The following is a 22467-nucleotide window of genomic DNA, read 5'->3' as shown; positions in this document are numbered from 1 at the left end:
CCGTTAATTATCGTTGATTTTATGCAGCAGTTTTTCTGCATACTCACCGTGTAAAAAGTCGGTACTCAACCCAGCCTGCCGAAGTTTTAGTTCAAGCAGGGAGAGCTGGCGACTAACCTGATGGTATCGAGGGTCATCTTCCCGGATACTGTTGAGGATATCAAGTAACTGAATAGCGTCTCTGCGCTGCTCCAGTTCAGGGGGAAGACAGCCCGCATTCTTGAGTAAGCGATAACCCGCACGAAGTTCCGCCGGCACATGAGAATCATCATCCAGAATAAGTGGCTCGCCACGGCCAGGCAAATTATCAAACTCGCCTTTACGCTGTGCCTCGATAATATGACGCTCTGCCCACTGGTCAAGTAACCACATACGTCGCTCCAGGGATTGAACGAAAAGAATACAATTATTGTAGATATGTGGGGTTCAGGAGGATATAAAAAAACCCGCCGAAGCGGGTTTTTTTACGTTACTACAGATTACTCTGCAGCAGCTTCTGTTTTCTCTGAACGATCAACCAGCTCGATGTATGCCATCGGCGCGTTGTCGCCTGCACGGAAGCCACACTTCAGAATGCGAGTGTAACCACCGGCGCGGCTCGCGAAACGCGGGCCCAGCTCGTTAAACAGTTTTGCCACGATCTCGTTATCACGAGTACGGGCGAATGCCAGACGACGATTAGCAACGCTATCAGTCTTGGCAAGAGTAATCAGCGGCTCAACTACGCGACGCAGCTCTTTCGCTTTAGGCAGGGTCGTCTTGATGATTTCATGACGAACCAGTGAACCTGCCATGTTGCGGAACATAGCCTGGCGATGGCTGCTGTTGCGGTTCAGTTGACGACCACTCTTACGATGGCGCATGACCTTATCCTTCTCAGTAAAACCTTAACCTGTGATCCGGTTACTCGTCAGCGATGCTTGCCGGTGGCCAGTTTTCCAGGCGCATACCCAGAGACAGTCCACGGGAAGCCAGCACGTCTTTAATCTCGGTAAGAGATTTTTTACCCAGGTTAGGCGTCTTAAGAAGCTCAACCTCGGTACGCTGTACCAGATCACCGATATAGTGGATAGCTTCTGCCTTGAGGCAGTTAGCAGAGCGGACAGTCAATTCCAGATCGTCAACAGGGCGCAGCAGGATCGGATCGAATTCTGGTTTCTCTTCTTTCACTTCCGGTTGACGTACATCACGTAAATCAACGAAAGCTTCCAGTTGTTCAGCCAGGATGGTTGCCGCACGACGAATCGCCTCTTCAGGATCGATTGTGCCGTTGGTTTCCATTTCGATGACCAGCTTGTCCAGGTCGGTACGCTGTTCTACACGCGCTGCTTCAACATTGTAGGCAATACGCTCTACAGGGCTGTAGCAGGCGTCGACCAGCAGACGGCCGATTGGGCGCTCATCTTCTTCCGAATGAATTCGGGTAGAAGCCGGCACATAACCACGACCGCGCTGAACTTTGATACGCATACTAATAGACGCGTTTTCATCGGTCAGGTGGCAGATCACGTGCTGCGGCTTGACGATTTCGACATCCCCATCATGGGTGATATCGGCTGCAGTCACAGGGCCAATGCCAGATTTATTCAAGGTAAGAATAACTTCATCTTTACCCTGAACTCTCACCGCCAGCCCTTTCAGGTTGAGCAGGATTTCCAGGATGTCTTCCTGAACGCCTTCTTTGGTGCTGTACTCATGTAGTACACCATCAATCTCAACCTCGGTCACCGCGCAACCCGGCATCGATGAGAGCAGAATACGGCGCAGTGCGTTACCCAGAGTATGGCCGAAGCCACGCTCTAAAGGCTCAAGGGTCACCTTGGCGTGCGTCGAACTCACTTGCTCGATATCTACCAGGCGCGGTTTTAGAAACTCTGTCACAGAACCCTGCATTGTGTCCTCTCTTTGGTACTAAGCTTTACTTGGAGTAAAGCTCGACGATCAGGTGTTCGTTAATGTCCGCAGACAGATCAGAACGCTCAGGCTTACGCTTGTACGTACCTTCCATCTTGCCAGCATCAACTTCCAGCCAGGTTGGCTTTTCACGCTGCTCAGCCAGCTCCAGAGCGGCTTTCACGCGAGACTGCTTCTTCGCTTTCTCACGAATGCTAACAACGTCATTCGGACTAACCTGATAAGAAGCGATGTTAACAACACGACCGTTTACCATAATTGCTTTATGGCTAACCAGCTGACGTGCTTCTGCACGAGTGGCGCCGAAGCCCATACGGTATACAACGTTGTCCAGACGACCTTCCAGCAGAGCCAACAGGTTTTCACCGGTGTTGCCTTTCAGACGTGCTGCTTCTTTGTAGTAGTTACGGAACTGACGCTCCAGCACACCGTAAATGCGGCGAACTTTTTGCTTTTCACGCAACTGCACACCATAGTCAGACAGACGCGGCTTACGCGCACCGTGCTGGCCAGGAGCTTGTTCAATTTTACACTTGGTATCGATCGCGCGAACGCCAGACTTAAGGAATAAGTCGGTGCCCTCACGACGGCTCAGCTTGAGCTTAGGACCCAAATATCTTGCCATTTTCTTTCTCCAACTAACCTGGAAAACGAAGCGTTATACGCGACGTTTTTTCGGCGGACGACAACCGTTATGAGGGATCGGAGTCACATCAGTAATATTAGTGATGCGGAAACCAGCGGCGTTCAGAGCACGAATAGTAGATTCGCGGCCTGGACCCGGACCTTTAACCATAACTTCCAGATTCTTGATACCGTATTCTTTCACGGCGTCAGCGCAACGCTCTGCTGCAACCTGAGCTGCAAACGGAGTGGATTTGCGAGAACCACGGAAACCGGAACCACCGGCTGTTGCCCAACCCAGCGCATTACCCTGACGATCGGTAATAGTCACGATGGTGTTGTTGAAAGAAGCATGGATATGAGCCACGCCGTCAGAGACTTGTTTTCTTACACGTTTACGTGCGCGAACTGGTGCCTTTGCCATTATTCAATCACCCCGATTATTTCTTGATCGGTTTGCGCGGACCCTTACGGGTACGAGCGTTGGTCTTGGTACGCTGACCGCGAACCGGGAGACCACGACGATGACGCAAACCGCGATAGCAACCAAGATCCATCAGGCGCTTGATGCTCATGCTGATTTCACGGCGCAGATCACCTTCAACGACAAATTTGGCAACTTCGTCACGCAGCGTGTCGATTTGTTCTTCAGACAGCTCACTGATCTTAACATTTTCAGCGATACCCGCTGCAGCCAGGATGGCTTTAGAACGGGTCTTGCCGACACCGTAGATCGAAGTTAACGCGATCACGGCGTGTTTCTGATCAGGAATGTTAATGCCTGCTATACGGGCCACTATGCACTCCTACTATTTAATATGTACGTACCATGCTGAAAAGCCCGTTTTCAGGATACTCAAATGGAAACGTACAGACATACAAAAGATTGGCTGGCTAATCTAGCCAGCTCAACCCAACTTTGCAAGAAAAATATGCGAAAAAATCAGCCTTGGCGCTGTTTATGCTTCGGCTCGGCACTGCAAATCACACGGATGACACCATCACGCTTAACGATTTTGCAGTTACGGCATAATTTCTTGACGGAAGCACGAACTTTCATTTTTACTCTCCGTAACTTCTCAGGCGACCAATTAACGGCCGTAGCCTTTCAGGTTCGCCTTCTTCAATGCAGACTCATACTGACTGGACATCATCAGAGTTTGCACTTGAGCCATAAAGTCCATAATCACGACAACAACGATAAGCAGTGAGGTCCCACCGAAGTAGAACGGCACTTTCATTGCATCACGCATGAACTCCGGGATCAGGCAGATAAAGGTAATATACAGCGCACCAACCAAGGTCAGGCGGGTCATTACTTTATCGATATACTTCGCCGTTTGCTCTCCCGGACGAATTCCTGGTACAAATGCACCGGACTTCTTCAGGTTATCTGCTGTTTCACGCGGGTTGAAAACCAACGCCGTGTAGAAGAAACAGAAGAAGATGATTGCAGACGCATAGAGTAACACATAAAGCGGTTGCCCAGGCTGCAAATACAGCGAAATTGTTGTCAGCCAGTTCCAACCAGTACCGCCCCCGAACCATGACGCGATGGTCGCCGGGAACAGAATAATACTGGAAGCGAAGATTGCCGGGATTACCCCCGCCATATTCACTTTCAGCGGTAAATGTGTGCTCTGTGCAGCATAGACACGACGACCTTGCTGACGTTTGGCGTAGTTTACCACAATACGGCGTTGACCACGTTCAACGAATACTACAAAGAACGTCACTGCAAATACTAATACTGCAACCAACAGCAACACGAGGAAGTGCAGGTCGCCTTGACGCGCTTGCTCGATAGTATGGGCAATGGCTGGCGGGAGTCCCGCAACGATACCAGCGAAGATGATGATTGAGATACCGTTACCGATACCGCGCTCAGTAATCTGTTCGCCGAGCCACATCAGGAACATCGTCCCTGTAACCAGACTTACAACAGCGGTGAAATAGAATGCAAAGCCTGGATTCATCACCAGGCCCTGCATACCAGGCATATTCGGCAAACCGGTAGCAATACCGATCGACTGGAATATCGCCAGCACCAGAGTACCGTAACGGGTGTACTGGCTGATCTTACGACGACCAGACTCCCCTTCTTTCTTAATTTCTGCCAGCGTTGGATGAACCACCGTCAACAGCTGGATAATGATCGACGCCGAAATATACGGCATGATCCCCAGGGCAAAGATAGAAGCACGGCTGAGAGCACCACCAGAGAACATGTTAAACATTTCAATGATGGTGCCTCGCTGTTGCTCAAGCAGTTTGGCAAGTACAGCGGCATCAATACCAGGGATCGGAATAAAAGAGCCAATACGGAACACAATCAGCGCGCCGATAACAAACAGCAGTCTGCGTTTCAGCTCACCTAAGCCACCTTTGGCACTTTGAAAATCTAATCCCGGTTGTTTAGCCATCTGCTACTTATTCCTCGATTTTACCGCCAGCAGCTTCGATAGCAGCACGAGCGCCTTTAGTAACACGCAGGCCACGAACAGTTACCGGAGTAGTGACTTCGCCAGCCAGGATCACTTTCGCGAACTCGATCTGGATACCGATAATGTTTGCCGCTTTCAGCGTGTTCAGGTCTACAACGCCGCCTTCTACTTTCGCCAGGTCAGACAGACGAACTTCGGCTGTAATCGCTGCTTTGCGAGAAGTGAAGCCGAATTTCGGCAGACGACGGTACAGAGGCATCTGACCACCCTCGAAACCGCGACGTACGCCACCGCCAGAACGAGACTTCTGACCTTTGTGACCACGACCACCGGTTTTACCGAGGCCAGAACCGATACCACGACCCAGGCGTTTACCCGCCTTTTTGGAGCCTTCGGCCGGAGACAGAGTATTTAAACGCATCTCTTACTCCTCAACTTTAACCATGAAGGAAACCGCGTTGACCATACCACGAACAGCAGGAGTATCCTCGCGCTCTACGGTGTGGCCAATACGACGCAGACCCAGGCCAAGCAGCGTTGCCTTGTGTTTCGGCAGACGACCGATTGCACTGCGGGTTTGAGTAATTTTAATAGTCTTTGCCATGGTTTATTTCCCCAGAATTTCTTCAACGGATTTACCACGCTTGGCAGCGACCATTTCTGGAGAATTCATATTTTCCAGGCCATCAATAGTTGCACGAACCACGTTGATCGGGTTGGTGGAACCGTATGCTTTAGCCAGAACGTTATGAACCCCAGCAACTTCCAGAACGGCGCGCATTGCACCACCGGCGATGATACCGGTACCTTCGGAAGCTGGCTGCATGAATACACGAGACCCCGTGTGAACACCTTTAACCGGGTGCTGCAGGGTGCCGTTGTTCAGCGCGACGTTAATCATATTGCGACGGGCTTTTTCCATCGCTTTCTGGATCGCTGCTGGAACTTCACGCGCTTTACCGTAACCAAAACCTACGCGACCGTTACCATCGCCTACTACAGTCAGAGCTGTGAAGGAGAAAATACGACCACCTTTAACGGTTTTAGATACGCGGTTTACCGCGATCAGCTTTTCCTGCAGTTCGCCAGCTTGTTTTTCGATGTGAGCCATCTTACACCTCTACCTTAGAACTGAAGGCCAGCTTCACGGGCAGCATCTGCCAGTGCCTGGACACGACCATGATATTGGAACCCGGAACGGTCAAAGGACACATCTTTGATGCCTTTTTCCAGAGCGCGTTCAGCGACAGCTTTACCCACAGCTGCAGCCGCGTCTTTGTTACCGGTGTACTTCAGTTGTTCAGCGATAGCTTTTTCTACAGTAGAAGCAGCTACCAGAACTTCAGAACCGTTCGGTGCAATTACCTGTGCGTAAATATGACGCGGGGTACGATGTACCACCAGGCGAGTTGCGCCCAGCTCTTTGAGCTTGCGGCGTGCGCGGGTCGCACGACGGATACGAGCAGATTTCTTATCCATAGTGTTACCTTACTTCTTCTTAGCCTCTTTGGTACGCACGACTTCGTCGGCGTAACGAACACCCTTGCCTTTGTAAGGCTCAGGACGACGGTAGGCGCGCAGATCTGCTGCAACCTGGCCGATCACCTGCTTATCAGCGCCTTTCAGCACGATTTCAGTTTGAGTCGGACATTCAGCAGTAATACCTGCCGGCAGCTGATGGTCAACCGGGTGAGAGAAACCTAAAGACAGGTTTACTATATTCCCTTTAACCGCTGCACGATAACCTACACCAACCAGCTGCAGCTTCTTAGTGAAGCCTTCGGTAACACCGATAACCATTGAGTTCAGCAGGGCACGCGCGGTACCAGCCTGTGCCCAACCGTCTGCGTAACCATCACGCGGACCGAAGGTCAGTGCATTATCTGCATGTTTAACTTCAACAGCATCGTTGAGAGTACGAGTCAGCTCGCCGTTTTTACCTTTGATCGTAATAACCTGACCGTTGATTTTGACATCAACGCCGGCAGGAACAACGACCGGTGCTTTAGCAACACGAGACATTTTTTCCTCCGATTAGGCTACGTAGCAGATAATTTCGCCACCAAGACCAGCCTGGCGCGCTGCACGATCAGTCATAACACCTTTAGAGGTAGAAACAACTGCGATACCCAGACCGGCCATAACTTTCGGCAGCTCATCTTTACGTTTGTAGATGCGCAGACCTGGGCGGCTGACACGCTGAATGCTTTCTACAACAGCTTTACCCTGGAAATACTTAAGAGTCAGTTCCAGTTCCGGCTTGGTGTCGCCTTCAACTTTAAAATCTTCAATAAAACCTTCTTCCTTCAGCACGTTGGCAATTGCCACTTTCAGCTTGGAGGAAGGCATGGTGACCGCAGCTTTGTTCGCGGCCTGACCGTTACGGATACGGGTCAGCATATCCGCGATCGGATCTTGCATGCTCATCTGTCTTTACTCCCGTGATTCAATTGGTGACAATTACCAGCTAGCCTTTTTCAGACCCGGAATTTCACCGCGCATAGCGGCTTCACGGACCTTAATACGGCTCAACCCGAACTTCCGCAGGAAAGCGTGCGGACGACCAGTTTGACGGCAGCGGTTACGCTGACGTGACGGGCTGGAATCACGCGGCAGAGTCTGCAGCTTAAGAACCGCATTCCAACGATCTTCGTCGGTTGCGTTCACATCAGAGATGATCGCTTTCAGTTCAGCGCGTTTCGCGAAGTATTTATCAGCTAAAGCTACGCGTTTTACTTCGCGTGCTTTCATTGATTGCTTAGCCATTTAGTAACCCTACCTTACTTGCGGAACGGGAAGTCAAAGGCAGCCAGCAGAGCACGGCCTTCTTCGTCAGATTTCGCAGTAGTGGTAATGGTAATATCCAAACCACGAACGCGGTCGACTTTATCGTAGTCGATTTCTGGGAAGATGATCTGCTCACGGACACCCATGCTGTAGTTACCACGACCGTCGAATGACTTAGCGGACAAGCCACGGAAGTCACGGATACGAGGAACAGCAATAGTGATCAGGCGCTCAAAGAACTCCCACATGCGTTCGCCACGCAGAGTTACTTTACAGCCGATCGGATAGCCCTGACGGATTTTGAAGCCTGCAACAGATTTGCGTGCTTTGGTGATCAACGGTTTTTGACCGGAGATTGCTGTCAGGTCTGCTGCTGCGTTATCCAGCAGTTTCTTGTCAGCGATCGCTTCACCAACACCCATGTTCAGGGTGATCTTCTCGACCCGAGGGACTTGCATGACAGAATTGTAGTTAAACTCAGTCATGAGTTTGTTAACTACTTCGTCTTTGTAGTAATCATGCAGTTTCGCCATCGTACTACTCCAAATTACTTGATAGTTTCGCTGTTAGACTTGAAGAAACGGACTTTTTTGCCGTCTTCGAATCTAAAGCCTACACGGTCAGCCTTGCCGGTTGCCGCATTGAAGATTGCAACGTTAGAAACCTGAATTGCAGCTTCTTTTTCAACGATGCCGCCCGGTTGGTTCAGAGCCGGAACCGGCTTCTGGTGTTTCTTAACCAGGTTGATACCTTCAACAATGACCTTGCCGGAAGACAGGACATTCTTAACTTTACCGCGTTTACCTTTATCTTTACCGGTTAACACGATAACTTCGTCATCACGACGGATTTTCGCTGCCATGATTCGCTCCTTAGAGTACTTCTGGTGCCAGAGAGATAATTTTCATGAACTTCTCGTTACGAAGTTCACGAGTTACCGGCCCAAAAATACGCGTACCGATAGGCTGCTCGCTGTTATTGTTTAAAATAACGCATGCATTACCATCGAAGCGAATGACAGAACCGTCCGGGCGACGAACACCCTTCTTGGTGCGCACCACTACCGCCTTCAGCACATCACCTTTTTTGACCTTACCACGCGGAATCGCTTCTTTGATGGTGATCTTAATGATGTCGCCTACGCCTGCGTAGCGACGGTGCGAGCCACCCAGAACCTTGATACACATTACGCGACGTGCACCGGAGTTGTCGGCGACGTTCAGCATAGTCTGTTCTTGGATCATTTTAGTGCTCCGCTAATGTCAACTACTACTGAGACCCGAAAATCAGGTCGTTAAAAAAACCCCATATCGAGGGCGCGGCATTATAACACCGCAAATCAGATATGGGTAGAAAAAATAAACGGCCCATCGCTGAGCCGTTTATTCGTTGAGAATGCGTACTGTATTACAGAACCGCTTTCTCTACAACGCGAACCAGAGTCCAGGATTTGGTCTTGGACAGCGGACGGCATTCGCGGATTTCAACCACGTCGCCGATACCGCATTCGTTGTTCTCGTCATGTACGTGCATTTTGGTCGTACGCTTGATGAATTTACCGTAGATCGGGTGTTTCACAAAACGTTCGATAGCAACAACAATGGATTTCTCCATTTTGTCGCTAACCACGCGACCTTGCAGAGTACGGATTTTATCGGTCATTACGCACCCGCCTTCTCAGTCAGTAAAGTCTTAACGCGTGCGACATCACGACGCACTTGCTTCAACAGGTGAGACTGTTGCAGCTGGCCACTTGCAGCCTGCATACGCAGGTTGAACTGCTCACGCAGCAGGTTCAGTAGCTCGGTGTTCAGCTCTTCAACGCTCTTCTCACGCAGCTCTTTTGCTTTCATTACATCACCGTCTTAGTTACAAAGGTGGTTTTAATCGGCAGTTTCGCTGCTGCCAGCTTGAATGCTTCACGGGCCAGCTCTTCCGGTACGCCGTCCATTTCATACAGGACTTTACCCGGCTGAATCAAGGCAACCCAATACTCCACGTTACCTTTACCTTTACCCATACGCACTGCCAGCGGCTTTTCAGTGATCGGTTTGTCCGGGAATACACGGATCCAGATCTTACCTTGACGCTTAACTGCACGGGTCATAGCACGACGTGCTGCTTCGATCTGACGGGCAGTCAGACGACCACGGCCAACAGCTTTCAGGCCGAAGCTGCCGAAGCTAACATCCGCGCCTGCAGCCAGACCACGGTTGCGGCCTTTGTGCATTTTACGGAATTTTGTACGCTTTGGTTGTAACATCAGCGACGCTCCTTATTTACGGCCTTTACGCTGCTGCTTTTTCGGTTGAGCAGCCGGTTTTTCCGGTTGTTCAACAGCAGCCATACCACCCAGGATCTCGCCTTTGAAGATCCACACTTTAACGCCGATTACACCATAAGTGGTGTGCGCTTCAGAGGTGTTGTAGTCGATGTCAGCACGCAGAGTGTGCAGCGGTACGCGACCTTCGCGGTACCATTCGGTACGTGCGATTTCCGCGCCGCCCAGACGGCCGCTAACTTCAACTTTGATACCTTTAGCGCCCAGACGCATGGCGTTCTGTACAGCACGCTTCATCGCACGACGGAACATAACGCGACGTTCCAGCTGAGAAGTGATGCTGTCAGCAACCAGTTTAGCGTCCAGTTCAGGTTTACGAACTTCGGCGATGTTGATCTGTGCAGGAACGCCAGCGATATCCGCTACGACCTTACGCAGTTTTTCTACGTCTTCACCTTTTTTACCGATAACGATACCCGGGCGAGCGGTGTGAATAGTCACACGGATGCTCTTAGCCGGACGCTCGATAACGATACGAGATACAGACGCTTTAGCCAGTTCCTTCGTCAGGTACTGACGTACTTTAAAATCGCTGTCCAGGTTGTCAGCGAATTCTTTGGTGTTCGCAAACCAGGTAGAGTTCCATGGTTTTACAATACCCAGGCGAATACCATTAGGATGTACTTTCTGACCCATTGCTAGTCTCCAGAGTCTCAGCGATCGGACACAACCACAGTGATGTGGCTGGTGCGCTTCAGGATGCGATCTGCACGACCTTTTGCACGCGGCATAATGCGCTTCATGCTCGGGCCTTCGTCTACGAAAATTTTCGTAACTTTCAGATCGTCAATGTCAGCGCCATCGTTGTGTTCAGCGTTAGCAATGGCAGATTCCAGAACTTTCTTGACCAGTACAGCCGCTTTCTTGTTGGTGTAGGTCAGAATATCCAGAGCCTGCGACACTTTCTTACCGCGAATCAGGTCAGCAACAAGGCGAACCTTCTGAGCAGAAGAACGAGCATGGCGATGTTTAGCGATAGTTTCCATCTCTTCCTCCTACCTTATTTCTTCTTCGCTTTTTTATCAGCAGCGTGGCCGCGATAAGTACGAGTCGGTGCGAATTCACCCAGTTTGTGACCGACCATTTCGTCGGAAACAAATACCGGAACGTGCTGACGACCATTATGGACAGCGATGGTCAAACCGATCATGTTAGGAAAGATCGTTGAACGACGGGACCAGGTGCGCAGGGGCTTCTTGTCTCCGCTTTCCACCGCTTTCTCTACCTTCTTCAGCAAGTGCAGGTCAATAAAAGGACCTTTCTTGAGAGAACGTGGCATGGCTTATCCTCTAAAATTATTTGCTACGGCGACGTACGATGAATTTATCAGTACGCTTGTTGCTGCGGGTCTTCTTACCTTTGGTCTGAACGCCCCACGGAGTTACCGGGTGCTTACCAAAGTTACGACCTTCACCACCACCATGTGGGTGGTCTACTGGGTTCATCGCAGTACCGCGAACGGTAGGACGAACGCCACGCCAGCGTGCAGCACCTGCTTTACCCAGAACGCGCAGCATATGCTCAGCATTGCCAACTTCGCCCAGGGTTGCACGGCAGTCTGCTTCGACTTTACGCATTTCACCAGAACGCAGACGCAGGGTGACATAAGCGCCATCGCGAGCAACGATCTGAACGTAAGTACCAGCGGAACGCGCCAGCTGACCGCCTTTACCTGGTTTCATTTCTACGTTATGAACGGTAGAACCAACCGGGATATTGCGCATCGGCAGGGTGTTGCCTGCTTTGATTGCAGCATCAACGCCAGACTGAATCTGGTCGCCAGCTTTCAGGCCTTTCGGGGCCAGGATGTAACGGCGTTCGCCGTCTTTGTACAGAACCAGCGCGATGTTCGCGGAACGGTTCGGATCGTACTCAAGACGTTCAACAACTGCCGGGATACCGTCTTTGTTGCGTTTGAAGTCAACAATACGATAAGCCTGTTTGTGACCACCACCGATATGACGAGTGGTGATACGGCCATTGTTGTTACGACCACCGGATTTGCTGTTTTTTTCAACCAGCGGAGCAAAAGGTTTGCCCTTGTGCAGCTCTGGGTTGACCACTTTAACGACGTGGCGACGACCCGGAGATGTCGGTTTACATTTAACAACTGCCATTGTATTACTCCTCCGACTTACTCAGCGCCGCCGACGAAGTCCAGATTCTGGCCTTCTTTCAGGGTGACGTAAGCTTTTTTCCAGTCGCTACGACGACCGATACGCTGTCCGTGACGTTTAACTTTCCCTTTAACGACCAGGGTGTTAACGACTTCGACTTCGACTTCAAACAGTTTCTGCACAGCAGCTTTGATTTCTGCTTTGGTCGCGTCTTTAGCAACTTTGAGAACGATGGTGTTAGTTTTTTCCATCGCAGTAGACGCTTTTTCAGAAACGTGCGGTGCGCGCAGCACCTTCAGCAGACGTTCTTCACGAATCATGCCAGCATCTCCTCAACTTGCTTAACAGCATCAGCAGTCATTACGACTTTGTCGAAGGCGATCAGGCTAACCGGGTCGATACCAGTCGCATCGCGTACGTCAACCTTGTGCAGGTTACGTGCGGCCAGGAACAGGTTCTCGTCCAGCTCACCGGTGATGATCAGCACATCTTCCAGAGCCATGTCTTTCAGTTTCTGTGCCAGCAGCTTAGTTTTCGGCGCTTCTACAGAGAACTTCTCGACAACGATCAGACGATCCTGACGTACCAGTTCGGACAGGATGCTTTTCAGCGCGCCGCGGTACATCTTCTTGTTAACTTTTTGACTGTGGTCCTGCGGACGAGCAGCGAAGGTCACGCCACCGGAACGCCAGATCGGGCTCTTGATAGAACCTGAACGCGCACGGCCAGTGCCTTTCTGGCGCCACGGTTTTTTACCGGAACCAGTTACTTCAGCACGAGTCTTCTGAGCACGAGTACCCTGACGAGCACCAGCTGCATAAGCAACAACAACCTGGTGAACCAGCGCTTCGTTGAAATCACGACCGAAGGTAGTTTCGGAAACAGTCAGCGCGCTCTGCGCGTCTTTCAATACTAATTCCATTGCTATCCCCTTACGCCTTCACAGCTGGTTTAACGATCAGGTCGCAACCGGTTGCACCCGGAACACCACCCTTAACCAGCAGCAGGTTGCGCTCAGCGTCAACGCGTACTACGTCAAGGCTCTGAACGGTTACACGCTCATTACCCATCTGACCTGCCATTTTCTTGCCTTTGAACACTTTGCCCGGAGTCTGGTTCTGACCGATAGAACCCGGAACGCGGTGAGACAAGGAGTTACCGTGAGTAGCGTCCTGGGTACGGAAGTTCCAGCGCTTAACGGTACCAGCGAAACCTTTACCTTTAGAGGTACCGGTTACGTCAACTTTTTTAACGTCAGCAAACAGTTCAACGCTGATGCTCTGACCTACGGTGTATTCTTCGCCTTCAGCCAGACGGAATTCCCACAGACCACGGCCAGCTTCTACGCCAGCTTTAGCAAAGTGACCCGCTTCCGGCTTGGTGACACGGTTAGCTTTTTTAGCACCCGTAGTAACCTGAACAGCGCGGTAGCCATCGTTAGCCAGGTCTTTAACCTGAGTAACACGGTTTGCTTCAACTTCGATTACGGTTACTGGGATAGAGACGCCATCTTCAGTGAAGATGCGGGTCATACCCACTTTTTTACCGACTAAACCAATCATTGTATCAACCTCTCAATCGCTCGATGACCTGATTAACCCAGGCTGATCTGCACGTCTACACCGGCAGCCAGGTCCAGACGCATCAGAGCATCAACGGTTTTCTCGGTTGGCTCAACGATGTCAACCAGACGCTTGTGAGTGCGAATTTCGTACTGATCGCGCGCATCTTTGTTAACGTGCGGAGAGATCAGAACGGTAAAGCGCTCTTTGCGGGTCGGCAGCGGGATCGGACCGCGAACCTGCGCACCAGTGCGCTTGGCAGTCTCGACGATTTCCGCGGTTGATTGATCGATCAGACGATGATCAAACGCTTTCAGGCGGATACGGATTCTTTGGTTCTGCATGAGACCAGAGCTCCAATTATTTTATAAACGAAAATGATTACTCCTCACACCCATTACGATTGATGGGAGAGTGTAACCGTTCTTACGTAGCTCCCCGATTGGGAGCATTGTTAAATAGCCAAATCGGCTATTCGAGGTTCAAATCGAACCTGCCGTCAATTACGACAAGCCCGCGCATTATACGTAAATCTCAGCCTGACGCAAGTGTCGGATAGAAATTAAGCGCTTTATTCTTATGCGAGCACGATTCCAGATGGTACGCATGGGATGGCGACGCACATCTTTTCTTTGGAAGGCATCAGGCAAACCTGGCAATACGTCGTTGTCGCTGTCGCATAAATCTATAAAGGTGAGCGCAAGCCTTGACGAGGATTTGCTTATGTTTGTTGCCCTCCCCTTTCTCATTTTTTATGCGTCGTTCTCTTTATTACTTGGCATATACGACGCGCGTACCGGTCTGCTGCCTGACCGGTTTACTTGTCCATTGCTGTGGGGTGGTCTGCTTTATCACCAGATTTGCCTGCCGGAGCGTTTACCGGATGCGCTTTGGGGCGCTATCGCCGGCTATGGCGGATTCGCGTTAATTTACTGGGGCTATCGCCTGCGTTATCAGAAAGAGGGGCTCGGATATGGCGACGTCAAGTACCTTGCTGCCTTAGGGGCGTGGCATTGTTGGGAAACACTGCCGTTACTGGTTTTCCTTGCCGCTATGTTGGCCTGTGGCGGGTTTGGCGTCGCGCTACTGGTGAGAGGTAAATCGGCATTAATAAACCCGCTACCTTTTGGGCCATGGCTGGCGGTGGCGGGTTTCATAACAGGTTGGAAAGTTTTCTTTCCAGACGGTTAATCGGTAACCTTAATTTGTGATTGCAGATAATTTTGCATACCAAGTTTGGCAATCAAATCCAGCTCAGTTTCCAGCCAGTCGATGTGGCCTTCCTCGTCGGCAAGAATTTCAATCATCATATCCCGGCTGACATAATCATGAACGCTATCGGCATAGGCTATTGCCTCACGTAGATCTTTTGCGCCTTCCAGTTCGAGTCGGAGATCCGATCGTAGCATCTCTTCGACATCTTCACCGATGCCCAGCTTGCCCAGATCCTGTAGGTTCGGTATGCCTTCCAGAAATAAAATACGCTCAATATACTTATCGGCGTGTTTCATCTCATCAATGGATTCATGGTACTCAACATCATTAAGCCGGGTCAGGCCCCAGTTTTTGAACATACGGGCATGAAGAAAATACTGATTAATTGCGACAAGCTCATTTCCCAATAGTTTATTGAGATAATTTATGATTTTAACATCACCTTTCATTTTATAGTCCCTCCGCTTCCACTCTCTAGAGCGTAGATGGGGCTACAGGGATGTCAAAAAAAAGAGTGTGACTCAGGCGATCTCTTTAAATTCCGGCATTTGCGTTAACTCATCCTGCATCACTTCTCGCGCGGCGCGAATACACTTACCACATTGATTTCCCACAGGAATAAATTTACGTAACTGTTGAAATGACTGTGGATGAAATTGTCGTACAGCCTGGCGGATTTTTTTATCGCTTATACCATTACACAAACAAACGTACATGATCGCTCCCGTTCAATTTCCGCACAAAGTGTAAATGAGAATGGTTATGATTACAATAGCACAAAGCGATTTACGCCACGGGAGAAGCGTTAAAAAAGGCTAATAAATATAACAGCGGCTAAATAGCAGGCAACAAAAAGGGCGCCGAAGCGCCCTCTTCAATTCAAAACTAATTAACGAGTAATTAGCCCAGAACTTTAGCAACAACGCCCGCGCCAACAGTACGGCCGCCTTCACGGATTGCGAAACGCAGACCGTCGTCCATTGCGATCGGGTGGATCAGGGTAACAACCATTTTGATGTTGTCGCCCGGCATTACCATCTCTACGCCTTCCGGCAGTTCGATGGTACCAGTCACGTCAGTAGTACGGAAGTAGAACTGCGGACGGTAGCCTTTGAAGAACGGAGTATGACGGCCGCCTTCATCTTTGGACAGAATGTACACTTCAGATTCGAACTTGGTGTGCGGCTTGATGGTGCCCGGCTTAGCCAGTACCTGACCACGTTCGATTTCTTCACGTTTGATACCACGCAGCAGAACACCTACGTTCTCACCGGCACGGCCTTCGTCCAGCAGTTTGCGGAACATTTCAACGCCAGTACAGGTAGACTTCTGAGTCTCTTTGATACCAACGATTTCAACTTCTTCGCCCACTTTGATGATACCGCGCTCTACACGACCGGTAACAACGGTACCACGACCGGAGATGGAGAATACGTCTTCGATCGGCAGCAGGAACGGCTTGTCAATCGCACGCTCTGGTTCCGGAATATAAGAATCCAGGAAGCCAGCCAGTTCGATGATTTTCGCTTCCCACTCTGCGTCGCCTTCCAGCGCTTTCAGAGCAGAACCACGAACGATCGGAGTGTCGTCGCCCGGGAAGTCGTACTGAGACAGCAGTTCGCGAACTTCCATCTCAACCAGTTCCAGCAGCTCTTCGTCATCAACCATGTCGCATTTGTTCAGGAACACGATGATGTACGGAACGCCTACCTGACGACCCAGCAGGATGTGCTCACGGGTCTGCGGCATCGGGCCGTCAGTCGCAGCAACAACCAGGATCGCGCCGTCCATCTGAGCAGCACCGGTGATCATGTTTTTAACATAGTCGGCGTGCCCCGGGCAGTCTACGTGTGCGTAGTGGCGGGTCGGGGTATCGTATTCAACGTGAGAAGTGTTGATGGTGATACCACGCGCTTTTTCTTCCGGCGCGTTATCGATCTGGTCGAATGCACGAGCAGCACCGCCGTAGGTTTTAGCCAGTACGGTGGTGATTGCAGCGGTCAGGGTAGTTTTACCGTGGTCAACGTGGCCGATGGTGCCGACGTTAACGTGCGGTTTTGTACGTTCAAATTTTTCTTTAGACACGGCTATATTCCTTACTATAGCGCTCTCCCCTTCAGGAGAGAGCACGGGATTTTGGTTTTTAACCCTGCGGCTTATTTACCACGGGCTTCGATTACGGCCTGAGCAACGTTGTTCGGCGCATCATCATACTTCAGGAATTCCATAGTGTACGATGCGCGACCTTTGGTCAGAGAACGCAGCTGAGTTGCATATCCGAACATTTCAGACAGCGGTACTTCAGCGTGGATCTTAACGCCTGTAACTTCAGATTCCTGACCTTTGAGCATACCACGACGGCGGCTAAGGTCGCCGATAACGTCACCGGTATTCTCTTCAGGTGTTTCTACTTCAACCTTCATGATCGGCTCAAGCAGAACTGGTTTTGCTTTCTTAAAGCCTTCTTTAAAGGCGATAGACGCAGCCAGTTTAAACGCCAGCTCAGAGGAGTCAACGTCATGGTAAGAACCGAAGTGCAGACGCACACCGAGATCAACTACCGGATAACCAGCCAGCGGGCCAGATTTCAGCTGCTCCTGGATGCCTTTATCAACGGCCGGGATGTATTCGCCAGGAATTACACCACCTTTGATGTCGTTGATGAACTCGTAACCTTTCGGGTTAGAGCCCGGCTCCAGCGGGTACATGTCGATAACAACATGACCATACTGACCGCGACCACCAGACTGTTTCGCGTGTTTACCTTCGATGTCGGTAACTTTCGCGCGAATCGCTTCGCGGTAAGCAACCTGAGGTTTACCCACGTTAGCTTCAACGTTGAATTCACGCTTCATACGGTCAACGATGATATCCAGGTGAAGTTCACCCATACCAGCGATGATGGTCTGGTTAGATTCTTCATCAGTCCATACGCGGAATGACGGGTCTTCTTTCGCCAGACGGCCCAGAGCCAGACCCATTTTTTCCTGGTCAGCTTTGGTTTTCGGTTCTACCGCGATGGAGATTACCGGCTCAGGGAATTCCATACGTTCCAGAATGATCGGGTTTTCCGGATCACACAGGGTGTCACCGGTAGTCACGTCTTTCAGGCCGATAGCAGCCGCGATGTCGCCCGCGCGAACTTCTTTGATCTCTTCACGTTTGTTGGCGTGCATCTGAACGATACGACCGAAACGCTCACGTGCGGTTTTCACGGAGTTCAGTACGGTATCACCAGAGTTAACCACACCGGAGTACACACGGAAGAAGGTCAGGTTACCCACAAACGGGTCGGTAGCGATTTTGAACGCCAGCGCAGAGAACGGCTCGTCGTCGCTTGCGTGACGCTCAGCCGGAGTATCTTTACCGTCGTCCAGAATACCGTTGATCGCAGGTACGTCTACCGGGGATGGCAGGTAATCAATTACCGCATCCAGCATCGCCTGAACACCTTTGTTCTTGAATGCAGAACCACAGGTTACCAGGATGATTTCGTTGTTCAGAACGCGCTGACGCAGAGCTTGTTTGATCTCTTCTTCAGTCAGTTCTTCACCACCCAGGTATTTTTCCATCAGCTCTTCAGAAGCTTCTGCGGCGGACTCGATCAGGTTCTGGTGCCATTCGTTAGCCAGGTCCTGCATGTCAGCCGGGATATCTTCGTATTCGAAGGTAACGCCCTGGTCGGCATCGTTCCAGTTGATGGCTTTCATTTTCACCAGGTCAACAACGCCGGTGAAACCTTCTTCAGCACCAATTGCCAGCTGCAGCGGAACCGGGTTCGCGCCCAGACGGGTTTTGATCTGACCAACAACTTTCAGGAAGTTCGCGCCCATGCGGTCCATTTTGTTAACGAACGCAATACGCGGAACTTTGTATTTGTTTGCCTGACGCCATACGGTTTCAGACTGCGGCTGAACACCACCAACTGCGCAGTAAACCATTACCGCACCATCGAGAACACGCATGGAACGTTCTACTTCGATAGTGAAGTCAACGTGCCCCGGGGTGTCGATGATGTTGATGCGATGCGGTTCATACTGCTTAGCCATACCAGACCAGAATGCAGTAGTCGCTGCGGAGGTGATAGTAATACCACGCTCCTGCTCCTGCTCCATCCAGTCCATGGTAGCTGCGCCGTCATGAACTTCACCGATTTTGTGGTTTACACCGGTGTAGAACAGAATACGTTCGGTAGTAGTGGTTTTACCGGCGTCGATGTGCGCACTGATACCGATATTACGGTAGCGTGCGATGGGTGTTGTACGAGCCATTTGATTCCTCGTTGATATCTTTAGGCGTTCAGTTAAGTTATCCAAAACGGGCGACTTACCTGAAGCGCCCGCCTGGTGACTATGACTCCGAAGGGATTACCAACGGTAGTGTGCGAACGCCTTGTTGGCTTCTGCCATACGGTGAACGTCTTCACGTTTCTTAACTGCAGTACCTTTGTTGTCTGCAGCGTCAGAAAGTTCGTTCGCCAGGCGCAGAGCCATGGATTTATCACCGCGTTTACGAGCAGCTTCTACGATCCAACGCATTGCCAGAGCATTACGACGGACCGGACGGACTTCAACTGGTACCTGATAAGTAGAACCACCTACACGGCGGGATTTAACTTCTACAGTCGGGCGAACGTTTTCGAGAGCGACTTCGAAAGCTTCCAGTTCAGATTTACCAGAACGCTGAGCCAGGGTCTCCAGCGCGCTGTATACGATTGATTCTGCAGTAGATTTTTTACCATCTACCATCAGGATATTGACAAATTTAGCCAGCAGTTCTGATCCGAACTTCGGATCCGGCAGAATTTTACGCTGACCAATGACGCGACGACGTGGCATGGAAATACTCCGTTGTTAATTCAGGATTGTCCAAAACTCTACGAGTTTAGTTTGACATTAATTTAAAACGTTTGGCCTTACTTAACGGAGAACCATTAAGCCTTAGGACGCTTCACGCCGTACTTAGAACGAGCTTGCTTACGGTCTTTAACGCCGGAGCAGTCAAGCGCGCCACGAACGGTGTGGTAACGAACACCCGGGAGGTCTTTAACACGACCGCCACGGATCAGGATCACGGAGTGCTCCTGCAGGTTGTGACCTTCACCACCGATGTAGGAAGTCACTTCAAAACCGTTAGTCAGACGAACACGGCAAACTTTACGCAGTGCGGAGTTCGGTTTTTTAGGAGTGGTAGTATATACACGAGTACATACGCCACGTTTTTGCGGGCATGCTTCCAGCGCAGGCACGTTGCTTTTCGCAACTTTGCGAGCACGTGGTTTGCGTACCAGCTGGTTAACTGTTGCCATTAAATAGCTCCTGGTTTTAGCTTTTGCTTCGTAAACACGTAATAAAACGCCCTCACACAATATGAGGACGCCGAATTTTAGGGCGGTGTCGAAAAGGTGTCAAGAAATATACAACGATCCCGCCATCACCAGGCCATCTGGTTGGCATACTTAACCGTGAGTCTGACAAACTCAGTATAGTCAACCCTGACGACACTGTCTGAAATTTGACCACACAGGCCGCGGGCGTCAATGTCTTCTTTCAAGGCATAGACTGTTATGGGGGCATCGCGCAGACTTTCAAGGAAGCGGTTACCTTCAATCGCGACGGTAACGCCATCCTGGAGCAACAAAAGCGCATCGCCCTCTTTTAGCAGGCGCAGCAAAGCGGGAAAATCAACGCCCGAAGCGCAATGAGGTAAGGTATGCAGCATAAACGCCTCAGAATCTCAGGATGACATCATAGTTGCCAAGCTCGCGGCGTAACGCCACGGGTTCCAGCGGCGTGGCGTCTACCACAAAATTAACGTTTTCCAGACCACGCTCGCGCAGCGATGCCGCGCAGATCCAGCATTGATCAATATCGTACAAATCAAAGAGCTTGAAAGTAGCAATATAGTCACGCGCCAGCACAGCGTCTGGTTTTTGTCCTGGTAATAACTGAAAGACGCCGTCGCTGATAAAAAAGACGCCCAGCGCTTCCGTTAGCGCTGACGTCGCCAGCAGCGCATCCAGCCCTTCACGACCTGAGGCGCTACCGTGCGGCGCGGTGGAAAAGACAAATGCAATACGTTTCATTAAAACTGCACCACCCGATCGCAGGTGAGAGAAGCCTCCGCCAGCGCGCCCAGGCCGCTTAGCGTAAAGCCCGGCTGAAGATTGGCGGACGGCACCCCCAGTCTGCCGGCTTCAGTTTCATCAATAATACCGCGACGAAGCGCCGCCGCGACACAGATGTTCAGCGCTACGCCATGCTGCGTATTCAATTTCTGCCAGGCGCGTACCAGATCATATTCATCGCTCGCCGGCGAGGTCAGGAGATTGGCGTTATAGACACCTTCCCGATAGAAAAAGACGCTGGCTAACTCATGCCCCTCATTGAGCAGCGCGTGGGCGAACTGCAATGCGCTGCTGGCCTGCTGGGTGCCATATGCCGGCCCGGTGACCATAATGGCATAACGCATTATTTATCCTGCCCCTGAAAATCGCCGCTTTTGAACTGGCGAATATAGAGGTAAACCGTGTGTTTTGAGATATTCAGACGATCGGCTACCTGGTTAATGGCGTCTTTAATATCGAAAATGCCTTTTTCGTACAAGTTAAGGACGATCTGACGATTTTTCGCATTGTTAGAGACATTACGATCGGCATTCACTTCTTCGATCGTGAACTCCAGCGTCTGGGTGACTAAATCTTCGACTGAGGAGGCAAAATTAACCGCTGAGCCGACTTCCGGCGTTTCCGGCGGAATAAAGGTATTCATAATCTGTGAAAATGGCACATCAAGATTCATGTTGATGCACAGTAGACCAATGACGCGCTGCTCGCGGTTGCGAATGGCAATCGTCAACGACTTCATCAAGACACCGCTTTTCGCGCGCGTAAAATAGCATTTCGACACGCTACTGTCCGCCCCTGTCATGTCGTGCAACATACGCAACGCCAGGTCGGTAATCGGCGAGCCAATTTTACGGCCCGTATGTTCGCCATTGGCAATACGAATGGCTGAACATTTTAGATCCTGCAAAGAGTGCAATACGATTTCACAATGGGAACCTATAAGCATCGCTAACCCGTCCACTACCGCTTCGTAGGATTTCAGAATATCGAAGTCGGTTTGCTCGAAGGGACGCTGATCCAGCAAATCAAGCTCACTGGTTTCGTTGGTTAAAAGCGACCTGGACATGAAAAAAAACACTCCTTTTCAGGAGCCTGTCGTTATGTTTTCAGGGCAGGCTCATTATTTACGCGGATGATTAAATTAATACAGTGAGGGTTCATCTTTCCAGTACTAATTTGCTCGTCTATTTCAGACTACGTGTGCGTTGGCGGTCATTCAGCCTACGGTCTCGCCCTTAACGACCAGCGCAAGCGCCGTTATCCGCAAATCAAATTATGGTGAGTAATATATCCGGCCTGAATAAAAAAAACCGCCGCTATTACAAGCGGCGGCTCT

General features: G+C 50.7%; 40 protein-coding genes. 1 reads left to right on the top strand and 39 read right to left on the bottom strand.

The features are described 5' to 3' along the window. Positions 1-3 precede the first annotated feature (3 nt). The 29 genes from ACLJNW_RS18155 to rpsJ form a co-directional block, all read right to left on the bottom strand. Positions 4-372, bottom strand: coding sequence for a DUF1992 domain-containing protein (locus ACLJNW_RS18155; protein ID WP_000266515.1), 369 nt, complete (start codon positions 370-372; stop codon positions 4-6). Between the two features lie 107 nt (positions 373-479). Next, positions 480-863 (bottom strand): 50S ribosomal protein L17, encoded by a 384-nt coding sequence (gene rplQ, locus ACLJNW_RS18150; protein WP_001216370.1) that lies wholly within the window; start codon positions 861-863, stop codon positions 480-482. 40 nt (positions 864-903) lie between these two features. Then, the gene (locus ACLJNW_RS18145; protein WP_001162094.1) at positions 904-1893 is read right to left on the bottom strand and encodes a DNA-directed RNA polymerase subunit alpha; all 990 of its coding nucleotides are present in this window, start codon (positions 1891-1893) and stop codon (positions 904-906) included. A gap of 25 nt (positions 1894-1918) precedes the next feature. Then, positions 1919-2539 (bottom strand): 30S ribosomal protein S4, encoded by a 621-nt coding sequence (gene rpsD, locus ACLJNW_RS18140; protein ID WP_000135226.1) that lies wholly within the window; start codon positions 2537-2539, stop codon positions 1919-1921. Between the two features lie 33 nt (positions 2540-2572). Next, positions 2573-2962, bottom strand: a complete 390-nt coding sequence (rpsK, locus tag ACLJNW_RS18135; protein ID WP_001029758.1) for a 30S ribosomal protein S11 — start codon at positions 2960-2962, stop codon at positions 2573-2575. Between the two features lie 16 nt (positions 2963-2978). Then, on the bottom strand, positions 2979-3335 hold the full coding sequence (rpsM, locus tag ACLJNW_RS18130) for a 30S ribosomal protein S13 (protein WP_000090780.1): 357 nt from the start codon (positions 3333-3335) through the stop codon (positions 2979-2981). A gap of 146 nt (positions 3336-3481) precedes the next feature. Continuing rightward, a complete protein-coding gene (gene rpmJ / locus ACLJNW_RS18125; protein ID WP_000868187.1) occupies positions 3482-3598 on the bottom strand; it encodes a 50S ribosomal protein L36 in 117 nt (38 codons plus the stop codon). Positions 3599-3629: 31 nt separating this feature from the next. Beyond that, positions 3630-4961: a preprotein translocase subunit SecY gene (gene secY / locus ACLJNW_RS18120; protein WP_001118864.1), complete on the bottom strand. Its 1332-nt coding sequence runs from the start codon at positions 4959-4961 to the stop codon at positions 3630-3632. A gap of 7 nt (positions 4962-4968) precedes the next feature. After that, positions 4969-5403, bottom strand: a complete 435-nt coding sequence (gene rplO, locus ACLJNW_RS18115; protein ID WP_001238917.1) for a 50S ribosomal protein L15 — start codon at positions 5401-5403, stop codon at positions 4969-4971. Positions 5404-5406: 3 nt separating this feature from the next. Further along, the gene (gene rpmD, locus ACLJNW_RS18110; protein ID WP_001140434.1) at positions 5407-5586 is read right to left on the bottom strand and encodes a 50S ribosomal protein L30; all 180 of its coding nucleotides are present in this window, start codon (positions 5584-5586) and stop codon (positions 5407-5409) included. Between the two features lie 3 nt (positions 5587-5589). After that, positions 5590-6093, bottom strand: a complete 504-nt coding sequence (rpsE, locus tag ACLJNW_RS18105; protein ID WP_000940121.1) for a 30S ribosomal protein S5 — start codon at positions 6091-6093, stop codon at positions 5590-5592. 14 nt (positions 6094-6107) lie between these two features. Beyond that, positions 6108-6461: a 50S ribosomal protein L18 gene (gene rplR / locus ACLJNW_RS18100; RefSeq protein WP_000358956.1), complete on the bottom strand. Its 354-nt coding sequence runs from the start codon at positions 6459-6461 to the stop codon at positions 6108-6110. 9 nt (positions 6462-6470) lie between these two features. After that, entirely contained in the window at positions 6471-7004 is a 534-nt protein-coding gene (rplF, locus tag ACLJNW_RS18095) for a 50S ribosomal protein L6 (protein ID WP_024154486.1), read from the bottom strand. Positions 7005-7016: 12 nt separating this feature from the next. After that, the gene (gene rpsH, locus ACLJNW_RS18090; protein ID WP_000062611.1) at positions 7017-7409 is read right to left on the bottom strand and encodes a 30S ribosomal protein S8; all 393 of its coding nucleotides are present in this window, start codon (positions 7407-7409) and stop codon (positions 7017-7019) included. 33 nt (positions 7410-7442) lie between these two features. Then, the gene (gene rpsN, locus ACLJNW_RS18085) at positions 7443-7748 is read right to left on the bottom strand and encodes a 30S ribosomal protein S14 (RefSeq protein WP_001118932.1); all 306 of its coding nucleotides are present in this window, start codon (positions 7746-7748) and stop codon (positions 7443-7445) included. Between the two features lie 14 nt (positions 7749-7762). Further along, positions 7763-8302, bottom strand: coding sequence for a 50S ribosomal protein L5 (gene rplE, locus ACLJNW_RS18080; RefSeq protein ID WP_001096206.1), 540 nt, complete (start codon positions 8300-8302; stop codon positions 7763-7765). A 14-nt stretch (positions 8303-8316) separates the two neighbouring features. Next, a complete protein-coding gene (gene rplX, locus ACLJNW_RS18075; protein WP_000729185.1) occupies positions 8317-8631 on the bottom strand; it encodes a 50S ribosomal protein L24 in 315 nt (104 codons plus the stop codon). A 10-nt stretch (positions 8632-8641) separates the two neighbouring features. After that, positions 8642-9013: a 50S ribosomal protein L14 gene (gene rplN, locus ACLJNW_RS18070; protein ID WP_000613954.1), complete on the bottom strand. Its 372-nt coding sequence runs from the start codon at positions 9011-9013 to the stop codon at positions 8642-8644. A 163-nt stretch (positions 9014-9176) separates the two neighbouring features. Beyond that, positions 9177-9431: a 30S ribosomal protein S17 gene (gene rpsQ, locus ACLJNW_RS18065; protein WP_000130101.1), complete on the bottom strand. Its 255-nt coding sequence runs from the start codon at positions 9429-9431 to the stop codon at positions 9177-9179. Then, positions 9431-9622 (bottom strand): 50S ribosomal protein L29, encoded by a 192-nt coding sequence (gene rpmC / locus ACLJNW_RS18060; protein ID WP_000644742.1) that lies wholly within the window; start codon positions 9620-9622, stop codon positions 9431-9433. Before rpmC ends, rpsQ begins: the two co-directional genes overlap by 1 nt. After that, positions 9622-10032, bottom strand: a complete 411-nt coding sequence (gene rplP / locus ACLJNW_RS18055; protein WP_000941208.1) for a 50S ribosomal protein L16 — start codon at positions 10030-10032, stop codon at positions 9622-9624. The genes rpmC and rplP overlap by 1 nt, the downstream gene beginning before the upstream one ends. A 12-nt stretch (positions 10033-10044) precedes the next feature. Beyond that, positions 10045-10746 carry a 30S ribosomal protein S3 gene (rpsC, locus tag ACLJNW_RS18050; RefSeq protein WP_000529945.1) on the bottom strand — a complete coding sequence of 234 codons (702 nt, stop codon included), beginning with the start codon at positions 10744-10746 and terminating at the stop codon, positions 10045-10047. Positions 10747-10763: 17 nt separating this feature from the next. Next, complete coding sequence (gene rplV, locus ACLJNW_RS18045) at positions 10764-11096, bottom strand: 50S ribosomal protein L22 (RefSeq protein WP_000447529.1); 333 nt, start codon at positions 11094-11096, stop codon at positions 10764-10766. A gap of 14 nt (positions 11097-11110) precedes the next feature. Further along, a complete protein-coding gene (gene rpsS / locus ACLJNW_RS18040) occupies positions 11111-11389 on the bottom strand; it encodes a 30S ribosomal protein S19 (RefSeq protein ID WP_001138115.1) in 279 nt (92 codons plus the stop codon). A gap of 16 nt (positions 11390-11405) precedes the next feature. Beyond that, positions 11406-12227: a 50S ribosomal protein L2 gene (rplB, locus tag ACLJNW_RS18035; RefSeq protein ID WP_000301869.1), complete on the bottom strand. Its 822-nt coding sequence runs from the start codon at positions 12225-12227 to the stop codon at positions 11406-11408. A gap of 17 nt (positions 12228-12244) precedes the next feature. Beyond that, positions 12245-12547, bottom strand: coding sequence for a 50S ribosomal protein L23 (rplW, locus tag ACLJNW_RS18030; RefSeq protein WP_000617546.1), 303 nt, complete (start codon positions 12545-12547; stop codon positions 12245-12247). Next, complete coding sequence (gene rplD, locus ACLJNW_RS18025) at positions 12544-13149, bottom strand: 50S ribosomal protein L4 (protein WP_000424395.1); 606 nt, start codon at positions 13147-13149, stop codon at positions 12544-12546. The genes rplW and rplD overlap by 4 nt, the downstream gene beginning before the upstream one ends. 10 nt (positions 13150-13159) lie before the next feature. After that, positions 13160-13789 carry a 50S ribosomal protein L3 gene (gene rplC, locus ACLJNW_RS18020; protein WP_000579838.1) on the bottom strand — a complete coding sequence of 210 codons (630 nt, stop codon included), beginning with the start codon at positions 13787-13789 and terminating at the stop codon, positions 13160-13162. A 32-nt stretch (positions 13790-13821) separates the two neighbouring features. After that, the gene (rpsJ, locus tag ACLJNW_RS18015) at positions 13822-14133 is read right to left on the bottom strand and encodes a 30S ribosomal protein S10 (protein WP_001181005.1); all 312 of its coding nucleotides are present in this window, start codon (positions 14131-14133) and stop codon (positions 13822-13824) included. A 379-nt stretch (positions 14134-14512) separates the two neighbouring features. Here rpsJ and hopD point away from each other — a divergent pair, with 379 nt between their 5' ends. Then, positions 14513-14980, top strand: coding sequence for a prepilin peptidase (hopD, locus tag ACLJNW_RS18010; RefSeq protein WP_000495848.1), 468 nt, complete (start codon positions 14513-14515; stop codon positions 14978-14980). Here hopD and bfr read toward each other — a convergent pair. From bfr to ACLJNW_RS17960, 10 genes are all read right to left on the bottom strand, one after another. Further along, on the bottom strand, positions 14977-15453 hold the full coding sequence (gene bfr / locus ACLJNW_RS18005) for a bacterioferritin (protein WP_000675530.1): 477 nt from the start codon (positions 15451-15453) through the stop codon (positions 14977-14979). The two genes, hopD and bfr, sit on opposite strands and share 4 nt — an antisense overlap. A 72-nt stretch (positions 15454-15525) precedes the next feature. Continuing rightward, positions 15526-15720 carry a bacterioferritin-associated ferredoxin gene (gene bfd / locus ACLJNW_RS18000; protein WP_000289082.1) on the bottom strand — a complete coding sequence of 65 codons (195 nt, stop codon included), beginning with the start codon at positions 15718-15720 and terminating at the stop codon, positions 15526-15528. Between the two features lie 184 nt (positions 15721-15904). Further along, on the bottom strand, positions 15905-17089 hold the full coding sequence (gene tuf, locus ACLJNW_RS17995; RefSeq protein WP_000031748.1) for an elongation factor Tu: 1185 nt from the start codon (positions 17087-17089) through the stop codon (positions 15905-15907). A 71-nt stretch (positions 17090-17160) separates the two neighbouring features. After that, positions 17161-19275 carry an elongation factor G gene (gene fusA, locus ACLJNW_RS17990; RefSeq protein WP_000124693.1) on the bottom strand — a complete coding sequence of 705 codons (2115 nt, stop codon included), beginning with the start codon at positions 19273-19275 and terminating at the stop codon, positions 17161-17163. Positions 19276-19371: 96 nt separating this feature from the next. Further along, positions 19372-19842, bottom strand: coding sequence for a 30S ribosomal protein S7 (rpsG, locus tag ACLJNW_RS17985; protein WP_001138042.1), 471 nt, complete (start codon positions 19840-19842; stop codon positions 19372-19374). A gap of 95 nt (positions 19843-19937) precedes the next feature. Then, complete coding sequence (gene rpsL / locus ACLJNW_RS17980) at positions 19938-20312, bottom strand: 30S ribosomal protein S12 (protein WP_000246815.1); 375 nt, start codon at positions 20310-20312, stop codon at positions 19938-19940. A gap of 125 nt (positions 20313-20437) precedes the next feature. Next, positions 20438-20725, bottom strand: coding sequence for a sulfurtransferase complex subunit TusB (gene tusB, locus ACLJNW_RS17975; RefSeq protein WP_023204106.1), 288 nt, complete (start codon positions 20723-20725; stop codon positions 20438-20440). Positions 20726-20732: 7 nt separating this feature from the next. After that, on the bottom strand, positions 20733-21089 hold the full coding sequence (gene tusC, locus ACLJNW_RS17970; RefSeq protein ID WP_000820705.1) for a sulfurtransferase complex subunit TusC: 357 nt from the start codon (positions 21087-21089) through the stop codon (positions 20733-20735). Beyond that, on the bottom strand, positions 21089-21475 hold the full coding sequence (gene tusD, locus ACLJNW_RS17965; protein ID WP_023204107.1) for a sulfurtransferase complex subunit TusD: 387 nt from the start codon (positions 21473-21475) through the stop codon (positions 21089-21091). Before tusD ends, tusC begins: the two co-directional genes overlap by 1 nt. After that, on the bottom strand, positions 21475-22197 hold the full coding sequence (locus ACLJNW_RS17960; protein WP_000091471.1) for a transcriptional regulator: 723 nt from the start codon (positions 22195-22197) through the stop codon (positions 21475-21477). Before ACLJNW_RS17960 ends, tusD begins: the two co-directional genes overlap by 1 nt. Between the last annotated feature and the right edge of the window lie 270 nt (positions 22198-22467).

It is taken from the genome of Salmonella sp. SAL4457, assembly GCF_046548235.1.
Taxonomy (GTDB): Bacteria; Pseudomonadota; Gammaproteobacteria; order Enterobacterales; family Enterobacteriaceae; genus Salmonella; species Salmonella enterica.
Note: the sequence above shows the minus strand (reverse complement) of the source record. Positions and strands in the feature narration are given on the sequence as shown.